Below are 13,367 nucleotides of genomic sequence, written 5' to 3'. Positions count from 1 at the left end.
ATAGAATAAAAGAGGAGGTTCTGTGATGAAGCTTACAGTTATAGGTGGAGGCGGAGTGCGCTCAATGATACTTGCGAAGAGTCTTGCGCAGCACGCCTTAGAGCTTTCGATAGATGAAATTGTTTTTATGGACAATAATGAAAAAAAGCTTGGTATTTATGGAGAGCTTGCTAGACAAACAGCTATTCGGATTGCTCCGGATATTAAATTCTCACTTACTACAGACCCTGTTGAAGCGGTGAAAGATGCGAATTATGTTATTACAACAATACGGGTCGGAGAAGATAAAAAAAGGATTGACGATGAAAAGATTGCTTTAAACGAAGGTGTTCTAGGTCAGGAAACGACAGGAGCAGCTGGTTTGTCCTTTGCAATGAGAAGTGTTCCTGCGCTGGCAGAATATTGTGAATTGATACGGCGATACTCCAGTTCGGAGGTGAAAATTTTTAACTTTACAAATCCGGCGGGGGTAGTTTCACAGACACTGCGGGATATGGGGTATGATTTCACGTATGGAATATGTGATGCACCTACCGGAATGTTGAGGGGAGTTGCAAAATTGTATGGAGTGAAACAAGAAACGGTAACTGCTTCTTGTTATGGTCTGAATCATCTTTCCTTTTTTAACAGTATAAAATTTGGAGAAAAAGAAATGCTCCCCACGTTATTGGAAGATGACAGGGTATACAAGGAAACAGATATGAGGTTCTTTTCAAAAGAGGCTGCACGTAAATTTGGTTGTGCCCTTAATGAATATCTGTATTATTTTCTGTACAGGGAGAAAGCGGTAGCTAATGTTTTGTCGGCTGGAATTACGCGAGGTGAAGTGATTCGTAATGTGAATTGTTGCATGATAGAAGAATTAGAAAAATTAGACCCGGTGAAGGATTTTGAAGAATGCCTTAATGTTTATGTCAAATGGCATGGAAAAAGATCTGCGATGTATATGAAAAACGAAAGCGGTGTCAGTCGTCCAGACACATTTTCGTTTGATTTGAAGTCAAAAGATGATGGAGGATATGCGGGAGTTGCACTTCAATATATTCGTGCAAAGCAAACTGGAAAGAAGACAGAGATGATATTCTGTGTGCCAAATAATGGGGCTATTCCGGGGCTGAAAGACACAGATGTAGTGGAGATATCCTGTACAGTAATGCCGGATGGTACATATATTCCTCATGTAGATAAAGAGCCGGAAGAATTGTCTATGGAGCTGATACGCCGTGTGAAAATATATGAAAGATATGCTTCTCGGGCAATCCGCACAAAAAGCAAAGATGATGCTGTAACATGCCTGATGATGCATCCCTTAGTAAATTCATACTCTTTGGCTGAGAAACTGGTAGAAGAATATATCCGGTCAAATCAGGAGTATATCAGGGGGTGGAATTGATGAAATATGTAGCGGGCGCAGGTGTAACAAGCTGTGATTTGTTGTACAGCGGTATTTCAGCACTTCCGAAAGAAGGAGAAGAAGTTTATTCCAGCGGGTTTGAAATGAAGCTTGGCGGTGGAGCAACTGCTGTAATGATTCACCTTGCCCGGCTGGGAATTCCGACTTTCCTTGCTACTTATCTTGGAAAAGATATTTTCTCAGGGTTCGCAAAGAAAGAGATTGAGAAAGAGGGAATCCAATATCAAAATTTGTTTTCTGGAAAGGGAATACCAGTTAATATAACAAGTGCGATGATTACACCGGGTGACAGAACATTTGTGTCATATCGTAAAGAGTTCTGTATGCCCGATGCTTTAAAGGATACACTGCGGCAGGAAATGAAAAGAGCCGTGATAATACGTATGAATCCGGATTTGTATACTATGTATAAAGAGATAAAAATGGAAAATCCGAATGTAATTCTTGTGATGGATACAGGTTGGAATGATGGCATGTCGCTGGAAATGTATTCGAAATATTTGCAGCTGGCTGATTATTTTACGCCGAATTGTAAGGAGGCTATGAAAATTACCGGAAAAGATACCCCACAGGAAGCTGCTGAAGTACTGTCACAATATTTCGAAAAGACCATTATCAAATTGGGAGAGCAGGGATGTCTATTAAGGGAGAATGGAATAAATGAAATTATTCCTCCGCTTCCTAGGATTCATGCAGTGGATGCTACTGGGGCGGGAGACGCATTTATTTCCGGATTTTTATATGGTCTCTACTATAACTATCCGATAAGAGAATGCATTATATTTGGCAATGTTATAGGTGGAAAATGCGTTGAAAAAGTGGGATGTCTTTCAAACACTCCAACAGAAAAAGAATTGCTGGAACTTGCTCAGAGTATCAGAGCAGCAAACGTTCCACTGCCGATGATGATGGAGCGCACAGCAGTAAAATCCCCCCCTTTTTGATTTTTGTAACAGGGTTATCTATTTTTCAACTAATGTCAATTAAGTTAAGTGTCTTGATATTGTGAGAAGCCCAAAATTCAAATGACTAAAAGTCGTTTTCCTCTCCTTTGGTCATTTTTTCATGGCAAATAAAACAGATGAAACATCCTTTTCCATGGATTTGTGTGATAACAATGCTCTTTGAGTATATCAGCAATGTGAAACTGAAGAAACTAGAATACCAGAAGCAGACCGACAAAAGTTGGAATAAATATTCAAGTACATATCCGAACATGAAGAAGGCTCTGAAAATATTATTCAACGCTCCACTATAAACAAACATTCTAAATAAGCTCGCCTTTTGGTGGGCTTATTTCCTTATCTAGTGTATAGTTAAAGAGGATCATTTCGGCTGAATAGTTACATTCACCCCTAACTTTTCTAATGAACGAATATTTCTATTGATTATCTTCTCTTGATTGATAACGGAGTAGTAATTCGCCCCAAGGTCGTGATAAGGAACTTTCTCTTTTAGTATGTGATGGATAGCAATTAACATGGTATGAGCTACCGCAATTAAAGCCCCTTTTCCACCTCTGTGTGCAGCAATTCTTTGATGCCGCGAGTAGAGATAACTTTGCTTATTTCGCATAGCAGCGCGGGTACATTCCACCAAGGTTGCTTTTAGATATTTATTCCCTTTCCGTATCCGAGTGTTCATCTTTTCCCGGCACTTTCCTTACATTCTGGCACAAGCACTGTCCATGAGCTAAAACGGGATTCATTTTGAAAATGTTCCATCTCAATCCCTGTTTCTGCTAAGCTCTGTTCTGCGCTTTGCCTTCCGATGTCAGGCATGGCATCTAAAGCCTCGACTGTCCAGATTATGGATTTTGTTTAATTCACGGGCACGTTCTTCAGTATTCTCCTGGCGATAGCATGTGATTTCAAGGAGCTCTCTCTACTCCCGACTTGGTATGTAGCTTGCTTTTACCAATCCATGATGTACTTTCGTCGACTGCGCTGACGATATGGTTGCCCTTCTGATTTTTATTCCCATTTCCTCTCTGGGTTTTGCTATCAATCGCAAGCAGACACTTTACTTTCTCTCCATCTTTTCTGGAAACTCTTCCAAAATTCAGGCGGTACCATAGCAAACACTCTCTGGAGCATATCATGCGAAGGGATATCATGAGGAAGTTCTAGGTAATTGCGCAGAAAATCCTCGAGTTCTTTCCTAAACACTTCGATCTCTACCCAGTCATCAGCATTGGCAATCGTAGAAAAACACAAGCATGATAATATCCATCATTTTATGCCGGACCTTTTTCTCCTGTCTGCTGTTTATTACTGTACTTGCATAGTCTAAAAGTGACTTCATAGAAGAACCTCATCCTTTTTTAAGTATACCAAAAAAACAAGATGGTGTTCACAATTTATTCATTCATGCATTTGTCGTGTCGGGAAACGCGCCATAGTTGCCCCGGAGATGATTCTATTGTATAATAAATTCGTTTGTAATGCTTAGATTACAAATAGCTTTAGTGTCATTGACTTAATAAGGAACAGTGTGCAATTCACTGACAGCTTACACCTGAGGTAAGGCGGACGAGATTCTATGGATGCCATTGCAGAGAAGATTCTGTGAGAAGGCGGAATTGAGGAGGATGCCAAGTCCTAAGACTTGCTAAAGTTATCTTGCAAATTCTCGGTAAGGGGAAGGAGGAAGGGGTAGAGGAAAATGAAAACTTAATAACAGACCTGTAATGAAGAGAAGCAGTATTGTGTTATAAAATTTGCGAAAGATGAAATAGAGAGGAAAGAAGTATGAAAAGAAAAGTAATCAGCGCGATGTTAGCGTTTAGTCTGCTTTCTGCCCTTATTACAGGCTGTGGCGGAAACGGTCAGACAGAAGAAAAAAAAGAGACAAATACAGAAACCAAACAGGAGGACAGTGCGTATGAACCGGTGACGATTACACTGAATCTGGAACGCTCTGGCCTGGGAGAGAATGTGGAATATACGTTTACTGAAATGCCAGATCATGTTATAGCATCCGGAGATCAGATGGCAGATTTTTTCTTTGATCTGGGACTGGAGGATCAGATGGCAGGGTATACAAAAGGTTCCTGCTGGAGCCTGGATGCGGAGTATCCGGCAAGAGAAGAGGTTCCCCAGCTTGTAGAAGCGGGAAAAGGGATTACTACACTGTCCAAGGAAGAAATGATTGCAACAGGGTGTGATTTCCTCATGGGATGGGATTCTGTTTTCTCAGATAAGAACTTCAGTCCAGATTTCTGTGAGGAAAACGGAATTTCTATGTATTTCCCATACGTATGCTCTGACAGTGCGAGTTTCGAGGATTTATATAAGGACTATGAGACACTTGGAAAGATTTTCAAAGTAGAGGATGTGGCGGAAGAAAAAATACAGGCGATGAAGGATACAATCCAGAAGGTACAGGATACGCTTGGAAGCGAAGCGTATGAGAATCCGATTACAGTATTTGCATATGATTCAGGAGAAGACGCGCCGTTTACAGCATGTCAGGGGATGCCGGGAGACATTCTGAAACTTGCCGGCGGAATTTCTATCTTTGACGATATTGAGGCAGGATGGGCGACACCTTCCTGGGAAGAGGTTGTAGAACGAGATCCGGATGTGATCCTGATTTTGGATTATGAAGGTGGAGACGAGGTAGAAGAGAAAGCAGAATTCCTTCGCACAAATGACGCAACGAAAAATCTAAGTGCAGTGAAAGAAGGCAGAATTATTTCCGCCTGCTGTTCGGATATGCAGGGTTCTGCCGGTTCTGCGCGACTGGTAGAAGAGATTGCAAAGCAACTGTACCCGGATGTATTTGAGTAATAGAAAAGAACAGGTTTCTTTGCGAGGAGAAAACAAATGAAGAATCATAAAATCATCCGAGGCAGGGGGCAGTATCTGGCGCTTATGGCGTCAGTCTGCGCCCTTTTACTGCTTGCAGCGGGCTTTTCTGTATCAATAGGCGCCGTAGAGACGAAGCCTATTGATATTTTAAAAATTATCATAAACAAAATATCCGGAGGAGAATGGTTTGTCCGTACCTGGGAAGAAAACATGGAAACGATTATCTGGAATATCCGCTTTCCCAGAGTGATTATGTCCTGCATTGTAGGAGCAGGGCTTTCTGTCTGCGGAGTGCTTATGCAGGCATTGACGAAAAATGCCCTTGCGGATCCGTATGTGCTTGGAATTTCCTCCGGCGCCTCGGCAGGGGCAGTTGCAGCCATTGTACTTGGCTGGTTCGGATTTATGGGAGGATATTCTACGATTGCCGGAGCAGTACTGGGAGCAGCGGTCTCTATCATTTTGTCTTTAAATATCGCGTCTTATCGGAGGAGAATTACCTCCAGCCGGCTGGTACTGGCAGGGATCGCCACTGCCGCTTTATTTACGGCTGTTACAAATCTGATTATTTATGGCGGCAACAGCGGTTCGGATAAGACAAAGACGGCGCAATACTGGATGGTAGGCTCTCTAAGCGGGGCAGACTGGGACAAAGTAAAATATGTGTCGATTGTGTTTGCACTGATTATTCTATTGATTATGCTGTTTGTAAATGAACTGGATGTGCTGCTTTTGGGAGATGATGCGGCGGAAAGTCTGGGTGTAAATACAGGCAGAATCAAGCTGGTTATCATACTGGCAGCGACAGCTTTAACGGGAGTTGTGGTTTCTGTAAGCGGGGTGATTGGCTTTATAGGGCTGGTCGTACCTCATATTGTGAGAACATTCGTAGGCTCTAAGCATAAGAGACTGCTTCCGGCAGTGATTTTAACAGGCGGATTGTTTACGATGCTGGCAGACGTTGTTTCCAGAATTATTATTGCTCCGGAAGAGCTTCCGATCGGAATTATATCCGCATTTATAGGCGCACCATTCTTCTTGTATTTAATCAAGAAAAACAGGGCAAAATAGGAGGGACGCAGATGCAGTTAAGTGTAAAAGACTTAGATTATATAATCGAAGGTACTAAAGTGCTGGATGCCGTTTCACTATGTGTGGAAGAAGGCGGTTTTGTTGGATTGATAGGGCCGAATGGATGCGGAAAATCTACACTGCTGAAAAATATATACAAAACCTATAAGCCTGAAAGGAACGCCGTATTTATCAGTGGAAAAGATGTCATGGAGATGCCGCCCAAAGAAATGGCAGGAGAGGTGTCGGTTGTGGCACAGGAAAACAACGTAGAATTTGACGTGGAAGTACTGGATATGGTGATGTACGGAAGGTACGCACATCGGCGGTTCCTGGAGGGAGAAAAGAAGGAAGACATAGAACTTTGCAGGCAGTTTCTGCGGGAAGTAGGCATGGAAGGGTATGAGCACAGAATGTATTTAAGCCTCTCAGGAGGAGAAAAACAAAGAGTTCTGCTGGCAAGAGCGCTTACACAGCAGAGCAGGCTGATTGTTCTGGACGAGCCGACGAATCATTTAGATGTGCGCTACCAGTATTTGATTATGCAGACTTTGAAAAAGCAGAAAATTACAGTGTTTTCCTCCATTCACGATTTGAATATCGCATCCATGTACTGCGATAAAATCATTCTGATGGACAGAGGAAGAATTGTGGCTGTAGGGCGTCCGGAGGAAATTATTACGGAGAAATACATGCAGGAGGTATTTGGCGTCCGGTCACAGATCAAAGTGAATGAAATTACTGGAAAGATTCAAATTTATTATCTGTCGGACAACTGCAAAGATTGTTAGAAGGGCAGACCAAACCGCAGGGCGGCAAAAAAGGAGGCGAACATAAGAAGTGAGACTGTCAGAGGGAGAACGAAAAGAAACGGACTGTATGCAGATAGAAAAAATGATGCAGGAACAGAAACGTTTTTTTCAATCAGGAAGCACCAGAGAAATAGAGTTTCGAATACAGCATTTGAAACATCTTTATACAGCCGTACAAAAGGGAAGAAAAGCGATTGAAAGAGCGCTTTTTTTGGATTTGGGAAAGCATGAGACTGAAGCTTACGAGACGGAGATTGGTATGGTGCTTTCGGACATACGTTATACGATTCGCAGGCTATCTGGCTGGGCCAGGGAGAAGAGGGTGCGCACACCGTTTTATTTGTTTCCAGGAAAAAGTGCGATACGCCGGGAACCGTACGGGCAAGTATTGATTATGGGGCCGTATAATTACCCATTTCAGCTTCTGATGGAGCCGCTGATTGGGGCGATTGCCGCCGGAAATTGCGTTGTATTGAAGCCTTCCGAGCTGGCGCCCCATACCATGCTGGTGATCGAAAAGCTGATAGAAAAAACATTTGCAGAAAAGTATATTTGCTGTATCTGCGGCGGGGTTGCTGTGAACCAGGAATTGTTAAACCAGAGATTTGATTATCTGTTTTTTACAGGAAGTGTAAGGGTAGGCAGGCTGGTGATGAAGGCAGCGGCAGAGAAGTTGACGCCTGTCACGCTGGAGTTGGGCGGAAAAAGTCCTGTGATTGTAGAAAAAAGTGCGAATATAAAACAGGCGGCTCACAGGATTATGTGGGGGAAGCTGCTCAATGCAGGACAGACCTGTGTGGCGCCCGATTACGTGCTGGTAGATGAGACAGTCAAGGAAGAATTACTTCGGGAACTGAAAAAGGCAGTGAAAAAGCTGTATGGAACGGATGTTCAAAGGAACAGAGATTTCGGCAGAATTATCAATGAGAGGCATTACGATCGTCTGGAAGCAATATTGAAGGAGGATGCGGAATATCAATTTTTTTCCTGTGGGAGAGACAGAAAAGAACGGTATATAGGCCCTGTTATTCTGGATTTAAAAACAGTGGAAAATGCAGCATGTATGCAGGAGGAAATATTTGGCCCGATTCTGCCGGTTTTGTCTTATAAAACACTGAAGGAAGCCGTATGCTTTGTGAGAAAAAGAGAGAATCCCCTGGCACTTTATATTTTTACAAGAAATAAGGAGATTGCAAGGTGGACTCTGAATCATACAAAGTCAGGCGGAGCAGCGGTAAACGATACAATCAGTCATCTTGTAGGGACAAACCTGCCTTTTGGCGGTGTGGGAAATTCCGGAATGGGAAACTATCATGGGAAATATAGCTTTTATACATTTACCCATGAACGCAGCGTATATACAAAACCGGCCAGATTGAATCTGACAGTAGGGTATCCGCCGTATAAGAAGTGGAAAGAAAAGCTGCTGCATAGGGTATTTCATTAAGTCTGCAATAAAAAATACGTCTTGTAAAAGAGGAGAGGCTCTAAATACAAGGCGTATTTTTTTGTGGATTATTCGCTGTAGTTCCTTTCTATATTAAAGAATGTGCTTTTTTAGAATGGGTAGTGAATGTCAAAATGAATTTATATTACAATATATAAATTAGAAAAATACAAGGAGAATAAAAAATGAAAAAAAGTGATAATAAAGATATTAATTTAGAGTGTGAAAAAGAAGATAAGAAGCTGCAAAGAATAAAGAAAATTGAAAAGAAAAGGAATTATAAAAATATAATTATAATTTGTATAGTAGCGTTGATTTTATGTATCAGCAAAAAATATAATTTGAAGGATATACGTGTAACGGCTGATAGTATAGAGATACTTATTATTTTGTATATTATTCTATTTATAAGTATAAATTTCAGCAAAAGTATAAGATTAAATAAAATCGTCGAGAGCATAGAAAAGAAAGAGAAAATAAATTCCTACCTGAATACAATATTTTTAGGTATGCTAGGTTTTTTATTGACATTAACCTTGACTAACCAAACAAACAGTATTGCGGAGCAGCAGGTAAGTATTACAAATAGAGAGACCTCTCCTTCATTTCAGATAGAGCCTTATAAAACAGGTAATGGTAAGGAGCAAGGATACAAAGTCATAAGTGAAAAAGGGATGGCATCATATGTGACACTGAATATATATGAACAATATTACTTTAACTATAATGGAGAAAGCTACGAGATTAATTTTTCATTTTTTAACGAAGAACAGGAAAATAAAGCAAATATAGATGAAGAAAATCATGCTTTAGTTTTTCTTATAGAGGATTTAGAGTTTGATGAAGAAAAAGTGTACAAGCTCTTAGAAGAATATATAGAAGAACAATTAGATGATTCCGTATACATTTCTAATAGTAGATACATAGGGTTAAGTTTTTTTGATTATAAAAATGAAAGGTTTACATTTTGCTTTGCTGATTATAAAGATAGTATAAAACTGGTAAATACAGGTGACAGCATGTATACGCGAAGTCATAATACTACGATGCTTGTTAGAGAACAAATGGATATAGAGAAGCAAATTCAGGAGGCTGTAAATTTTGTCCTTAATGATAAATATAATTAGATTAGTAATTTAAAATAATATATTGACAAATATATATAACTAGTGTACTATTTAACTATATCACTAGAACATCTATCCGAAGAATGTTTACTCTGTGCTCCAGGAGGATGTGACAGTACAAAGGAGGGTGACATGGATTATAATACAGAGATGCCAATTTATTTACAGGTTATAAAAGATTTGAAGAAAAAGATGGTGCAGGGACAGTTAAAGCCCGGAGACAAAATGCCTTCTAACCGAGAGCTTGCGGTACTGTATAAGATTAATCAGAATACGGCAGCAAGAATCTATCGGGAAATGGAGACGGCCGGATATTGTTTTACAAGGAGAGGAATAGGAACATTTGTCGTGGAGGAGCAGGAAATGTTTGGGACAATTAAGCAGGAAATGGCAGAGGAGCTTTTAAAAAATTTTATGAGAGAAATGAAGGATCTGGGATACCAAAAAGATGATATTATTTTCCAGGTTGCAGATTATAAGGAGGAAGAGTAATGATTTTACAATGCATAGGACTGAATAAATCGTTTGGGAATAAAAAAGCAGTGAACGATTTTAATATAAAGCTTACAGAAGGAAAAGTATATGGCCTTCTGGGAGAAAATGGAAGTGGGAAAACAACATGGATGAAAATGGTGGCGGGGCTTACGAAGCCGACATCAGGAGAAATTATTTATAAAGAGGCGCCGTGGAATTATAAAGATAAAAGCGAGATTGCATATATGTCTACTGAGCCGTTTTTTTATGATTTTATGAGCATTAAAGACGTAGGAAGGTATTATGCAGATTTCTTTGAAGACTTTGATACAGAAAAATTCCAAAAGATGACGGACAAAGTGGGACTCGAGGAGTCAATGAAAATAAAGACGCTTTCTACAGGAATGACAGCAAAGCTGAAGGTTGTAGCTACACTTTCGCGCAACGCTTCTTTGTTCCTGCTGGATGAACCGCTTAATGGAATTGACTTCAAGGCGCGGGAGGAGATCATCTCTATAATTCTGGATGAAGCAGACAGCAAAAATTGTTTCGTGATTTCTACCCATCTGATAAACGAGATAGAAAGTTTTATTGACGAGGCTATTTTTGTAAAAAATGGACAACTGATTCTCCAGACAGAGACAGAAAAGGAACGTATGCAAAACGGAAAATCTATTGCAGATATTTACATGGAGATTATGTAGGAGGGGTAAGATATGGGTAAAATTATAAAATATGAGTGGAGAAAACAGCGCACAGCACGGCTGATTATATTGTTCGGACTGGCGGTGTGCCTGCTTGCATTTTTAGCAGGGATTATTTTGAAAAAGGATACAACAGTGGCGCTGAGTATTGGAATTATGTTTGCGGGAGCATTTTTGGTGATTTTTTATACAGGAATAGAAAGCCTTCTTGTATTTAACAGAGATCTGCGGACAAAACAAAGCCATATGCTGTGGATGATTCCGAAATCGGTATGGGAAATTTTAGGTGGTAAATTTATAGCTGCGATTTTACAGATGTTTTTCGTATTTGCCGCATTTACAGTGGCAGGCTGTATCTGTTTTACTGTCGGAATGATGAAGGTCGGTGGTATAAAGATGTTATTTGATGCGGCAAAGCAGCTGGCAGACGCGATATTACTTGGAGGCGTGGACTGGAAATGGTTTTTAATGGTTATGCTTTTTATGTTTGTCGCGTGGGCGGAGATTATCATGATCGGATTTTTGGCGATCATTATATCCAGGACACTTTTCTTGAATTCTAAATTTGCGGGGCTGTTTTCCGTTATTCTGTTTTTTGTTATCAACTGGATCGTAGAAAAAGGCTATTCGTTGATATGTGATTTGTTCCATGTATCCGCACTGGAAATACAGATATGGGATTTTGTATACTATGCGGTAGTAGGTATTGCGCTTTTTGTAATATCAGGAGTGCTTGCCGACAAAAAGTTAAGTGTATAAATAGATTTAAAAATCAGGAAATAAAACTGCCATGTCTTGCGGCAGGGGTGCGGTAAAGGACATGGGATCCTTTGTAATCGGATGTGCAAATGTAAGACGCCAGGAGTGTAGTGCCTGGCGTTTTATATATTCCATATCTGGATTATACAGATAGTCTCCTATAAGTGGAAATCCCAGGTACTTCATATGTACTCTTATCTGGTGTGTGCGTCCGGTTTCGAGCTGAAGCCGAATAAGACTGTGCGTGTCTTTTTCGTTTAGAGTTCTCTCCTGTACAGTTTTATAATGGGTAACAGCTCGTTCTCCATGCTCAAAGTCAACCATGCGCTCTACAATCGATATGCCTTTTCTGGCAAGGGGAGCCTGAATAGTGCCTTCAGAAGGCGCTACGTGTCCCCTTACAATAGCGAGGTATTCTCTGCGGATTTCATGGCTCTGTGCCATAGACGAGAGAAGATTGGAACTAAGCATATGCTTGGCAATGACAGTTAATCCTGACGTGTCCCGATCCAGACGGTTTGTACAGCGGAAGATAAAAGGCTTATTCTGTTCTTTATAGTACCATGCAAGTGCATTGGCAAGAGAATTACGATAGTTGTTCAAAGAAGGGTGCACAGGCATTTTGGCAGGTTTATTGACAACAAGGATATCTTCATCTTCATAGACAATGCTAAGGGGCATGTAAACAGGTGGAATCTTCTGAGAAGAATGGATTTCCTGTATGTGTACCACGAGCGTGTCGCCTGTATAAACGCGCTGATTCAGATGGAACCACTGCCCGTTTACGAGAATGCTTTCAGGCATTTTCTTTAAATCTGTCAGATTTTGCCGGGAGTATCCTTGCTTTCTTAAAAACTGTTCAATGCGGAGATTATTTTCATTTTCTTTTATTTGATAAATTAATGTACGGTTCATGGAACAATCATAAGGCGGGGAGTAAAGATTGTCAAGGAAAAGGAAGGTTCTAAAAATTATAATAATTTACTGTATAAAAAACATTTCAGAGGAACTGTTTTTTTGCCAAGCTTTAGAAGAATTTCTTTTTCTCCGGAACGGATAAATCCTCTGTGCTCGTAAAACTGGTAAGTGCAGGCGTTGTCAGTGTATAGGTATACCTGCTTTCCTTTTTCTCTGCTCTTTAGCTCATTTAGCAGGAGTGTTCCGATTCCCTTTCCCTTTACTTGAGGATTGGCGGCCAAGAAGGTGATCTCCCCATCGGGTTTATGCGTTTTGCAGTACTGGGAATATAGTTCTCTGTTTGTGTTATCATAGATATCGATACCTCCTTTTGCAAAAAGACGCTGTAGAGTATCAAAAAGTTTCACATATAAAGTCTTTCCAAGAGAACGATATTTCTGCGGTTCTCCTTTCATGTCGGCAAGAAGAACGCCGGCGAGTTCGTCACCGTAATATGCCGCAATGGCCTGTGTGGCACGACTGACTTCCAGATACCAGAAATATCTCCCATATAAATGCAGCAAGAAAGAACTGTCCATGTACCAGTTAAAGTGCATACCATCTATGGCAAATTGGATAGCTTTCTTATAGTCTTTTTTCCGTAAATCTCCGATTCTTATATCCAAACAACGTTCCTCCAGTCTTTTTAAATAGGATATACCGTAACTTACTCCCTTCGAGAGGGCGGGCTTCGCCCGATAAGGTATACCCTAAAGGGCACACCGTAATACATTCCCTTTGGGAGGGCGGGCTTCGCCCGATAAGGTATAGAATAGCAAAAAGAAATAGA

The 13,367-nt window shown here is 40.7% G+C and carries 15 protein-coding genes and 1 riboswitch; of the genes, 10 read left to right on the top strand and 5 right to left on the bottom strand.

The window, feature by feature from the left end:
- Positions 1 to 25: 25 nt before the first annotated feature.
- Positions 26 to 1,393: a family 4 glycosyl hydrolase gene (locus H8S37_RS09270; protein ID WP_186875681.1), complete on the top strand. Its 1,368-nt coding sequence runs from the start codon at positions 26 to 28 to the stop codon at positions 1,391 to 1,393.
- On the top strand, positions 1,393 to 2,358 hold the full coding sequence (locus H8S37_RS09265; protein WP_186875680.1) for a carbohydrate kinase family protein: 966 nt from the start codon (positions 1,393 to 1,395) through the stop codon (positions 2,356 to 2,358). Before H8S37_RS09270 ends, H8S37_RS09265 begins: the two co-directional genes overlap by 1 nt.
- Positions 2,359 to 2,740: 382 nt before the next feature.
- Here H8S37_RS09265 and H8S37_RS09260 read toward each other — a convergent pair whose 3' ends face one another.
- The 3 genes from H8S37_RS09260 to H8S37_RS17730 form a co-directional block, all read right to left on the bottom strand.
- A complete protein-coding gene (locus tag H8S37_RS09260; RefSeq protein ID WP_186875679.1) occupies positions 2,741 to 3,058 on the bottom strand; it encodes a hypothetical protein in 318 nt (105 codons plus the stop codon).
- Complete coding sequence (locus tag H8S37_RS17735; protein WP_186875678.1) at positions 3,055 to 3,195, bottom strand: transposase; 141 nt, start codon at positions 3,193 to 3,195, stop codon at positions 3,055 to 3,057. Before H8S37_RS17735 ends, H8S37_RS09260 begins: the two co-directional genes overlap by 4 nt.
- A 222-nt stretch (positions 3,196 to 3,417) precedes the next feature.
- Positions 3,418 to 3,582 carry a transposase family protein gene (locus tag H8S37_RS17730; RefSeq protein ID WP_408631370.1) on the bottom strand — a complete coding sequence of 55 codons (165 nt, stop codon included), beginning with the start codon at positions 3,580 to 3,582 and terminating at the stop codon, positions 3,418 to 3,420.
- A gap of 280 nt (positions 3,583 to 3,862) precedes the next feature.
- Positions 3,863 to 4,043: riboswitch (cobalamin riboswitch) on the top strand.
- A 121-nt stretch (positions 4,044 to 4,164) separates the two neighbouring features.
- Here H8S37_RS17730 and H8S37_RS09245 point away from each other — a divergent pair.
- The 8 genes from H8S37_RS09245 to H8S37_RS09210 all read left to right on the top strand — a co-directional run bounded on the left by H8S37_RS09245 (position 4,165) and on the right by H8S37_RS09210 (position 11,620).
- Entirely contained in the window at positions 4,165 to 5,205 is a 1,041-nt protein-coding gene (locus H8S37_RS09245) for an ABC transporter substrate-binding protein (protein ID WP_186875676.1), read from the top strand.
- 36 nt (positions 5,206 to 5,241) lie between these two features.
- Positions 5,242 to 6,297 carry a FecCD family ABC transporter permease gene (locus H8S37_RS09240; protein ID WP_186875675.1) on the top strand — a complete coding sequence of 352 codons (1,056 nt, stop codon included), beginning with the start codon at positions 5,242 to 5,244 and terminating at the stop codon, positions 6,295 to 6,297.
- An 11-nt stretch (positions 6,298 to 6,308) separates the two neighbouring features.
- Positions 6,309 to 7,088: an ABC transporter ATP-binding protein gene (locus H8S37_RS09235; RefSeq protein ID WP_186875674.1), complete on the top strand. Its 780-nt coding sequence runs from the start codon at positions 6,309 to 6,311 to the stop codon at positions 7,086 to 7,088.
- Between the two features lie 49 nt (positions 7,089 to 7,137).
- Entirely contained in the window at positions 7,138 to 8,556 is a 1,419-nt protein-coding gene (locus H8S37_RS09230) for an aldehyde dehydrogenase (RefSeq protein ID WP_330604895.1), read from the top strand.
- Positions 8,557 to 8,741: 185 nt separating this feature from the next.
- Positions 8,742 to 9,683 carry a hypothetical protein gene (locus tag H8S37_RS09225; protein WP_186875673.1) on the top strand — a complete coding sequence of 314 codons (942 nt, stop codon included), beginning with the start codon at positions 8,742 to 8,744 and terminating at the stop codon, positions 9,681 to 9,683.
- A gap of 132 nt (positions 9,684 to 9,815) precedes the next feature.
- Entirely contained in the window at positions 9,816 to 10,175 is a 360-nt protein-coding gene (locus H8S37_RS09220) for a GntR family transcriptional regulator (protein ID WP_186875672.1), read from the top strand.
- A complete protein-coding gene (locus tag H8S37_RS09215) occupies positions 10,175 to 10,861 on the top strand; it encodes an ABC transporter ATP-binding protein (protein WP_186875671.1) in 687 nt (228 codons plus the stop codon). Before H8S37_RS09220 ends, H8S37_RS09215 begins: the two co-directional genes overlap by 1 nt.
- A 12-nt stretch (positions 10,862 to 10,873) precedes the next feature.
- A complete protein-coding gene (locus tag H8S37_RS09210) occupies positions 10,874 to 11,620 on the top strand; it encodes an ABC transporter permease (RefSeq protein WP_186875670.1) in 747 nt (248 codons plus the stop codon).
- Positions 11,621 to 11,626: 6 nt separating this feature from the next.
- Here H8S37_RS09210 and H8S37_RS09205 read toward each other — a convergent pair whose 3' ends face one another.
- Positions 11,627 to 12,535: an RluA family pseudouridine synthase gene (locus tag H8S37_RS09205; RefSeq protein WP_186875669.1), complete on the bottom strand. Its 909-nt coding sequence runs from the start codon at positions 12,533 to 12,535 to the stop codon at positions 11,627 to 11,629.
- 56 nt (positions 12,536 to 12,591) lie between these two features.
- Positions 12,592 to 13,203: a GNAT family N-acetyltransferase gene (locus H8S37_RS09200; protein WP_243207100.1), complete on the bottom strand. Its 612-nt coding sequence runs from the start codon at positions 13,201 to 13,203 to the stop codon at positions 12,592 to 12,594.
- Positions 13,204 to 13,367 lie beyond the last annotated feature (164 nt).

The sequence above is a fragment of the Mediterraneibacter hominis genome (genome assembly GCF_014287475.1).
GTDB lineage: Bacteria > Bacillota > Clostridia > Lachnospirales > Lachnospiraceae > Mediterraneibacter > Mediterraneibacter hominis.
This window is presented reverse-complemented; position numbering and strand designations above follow the sequence as displayed.

Bases quoted from the DNA above. Each gene is read 5' to 3' on its own strand.
- H8S37_RS09205 (WP_186875669.1), bottom strand. From the start codon at position 12,535: ATGAACCGTACATTAATTTATCAAATAAAAGAAAATGAAAATAATCTC.
- H8S37_RS09210 (WP_186875670.1), top strand. From the start codon at position 10,874: ATGGGTAAAATTATAAAATATGAGTGGAGAAAACAGCGCACAGCACGG.
- H8S37_RS09260 (WP_186875679.1), bottom strand. From the start codon at position 3,058: ATGAACACTCGGATACGGAAAGGGAATAAATATCTAAAAGCAACCTTG.
- H8S37_RS09220 (WP_186875672.1), top strand. From the start codon at position 9,816: ATGGATTATAATACAGAGATGCCAATTTATTTACAGGTTATAAAAGAT.
- H8S37_RS09215 (WP_186875671.1), top strand. From the start codon at position 10,175: ATGATTTTACAATGCATAGGACTGAATAAATCGTTTGGGAATAAAAAA.
- H8S37_RS09225 (WP_186875673.1), top strand. From the start codon at position 8,742: ATGAAAAAAAGTGATAATAAAGATATTAATTTAGAGTGTGAAAAAGAA.
- H8S37_RS09235 (WP_186875674.1), top strand. From the start codon at position 6,309: ATGCAGTTAAGTGTAAAAGACTTAGATTATATAATCGAAGGTACTAAA.
- H8S37_RS09245 (WP_186875676.1), top strand. From the start codon at position 4,165: ATGAAAAGAAAAGTAATCAGCGCGATGTTAGCGTTTAGTCTGCTTTCT.
- H8S37_RS09265 (WP_186875680.1), top strand. From the start codon at position 1,393: ATGAAATATGTAGCGGGCGCAGGTGTAACAAGCTGTGATTTGTTGTAC.
- H8S37_RS09240 (WP_186875675.1), top strand. From the start codon at position 5,242: ATGAAGAATCATAAAATCATCCGAGGCAGGGGGCAGTATCTGGCGCTT.
- H8S37_RS17735 (WP_186875678.1), bottom strand. From the start codon at position 3,195: ATGCCTGACATCGGAAGGCAAAGCGCAGAACAGAGCTTAGCAGAAACA.
- H8S37_RS09270 (WP_186875681.1), top strand. From the start codon at position 26: ATGAAGCTTACAGTTATAGGTGGAGGCGGAGTGCGCTCAATGATACTT.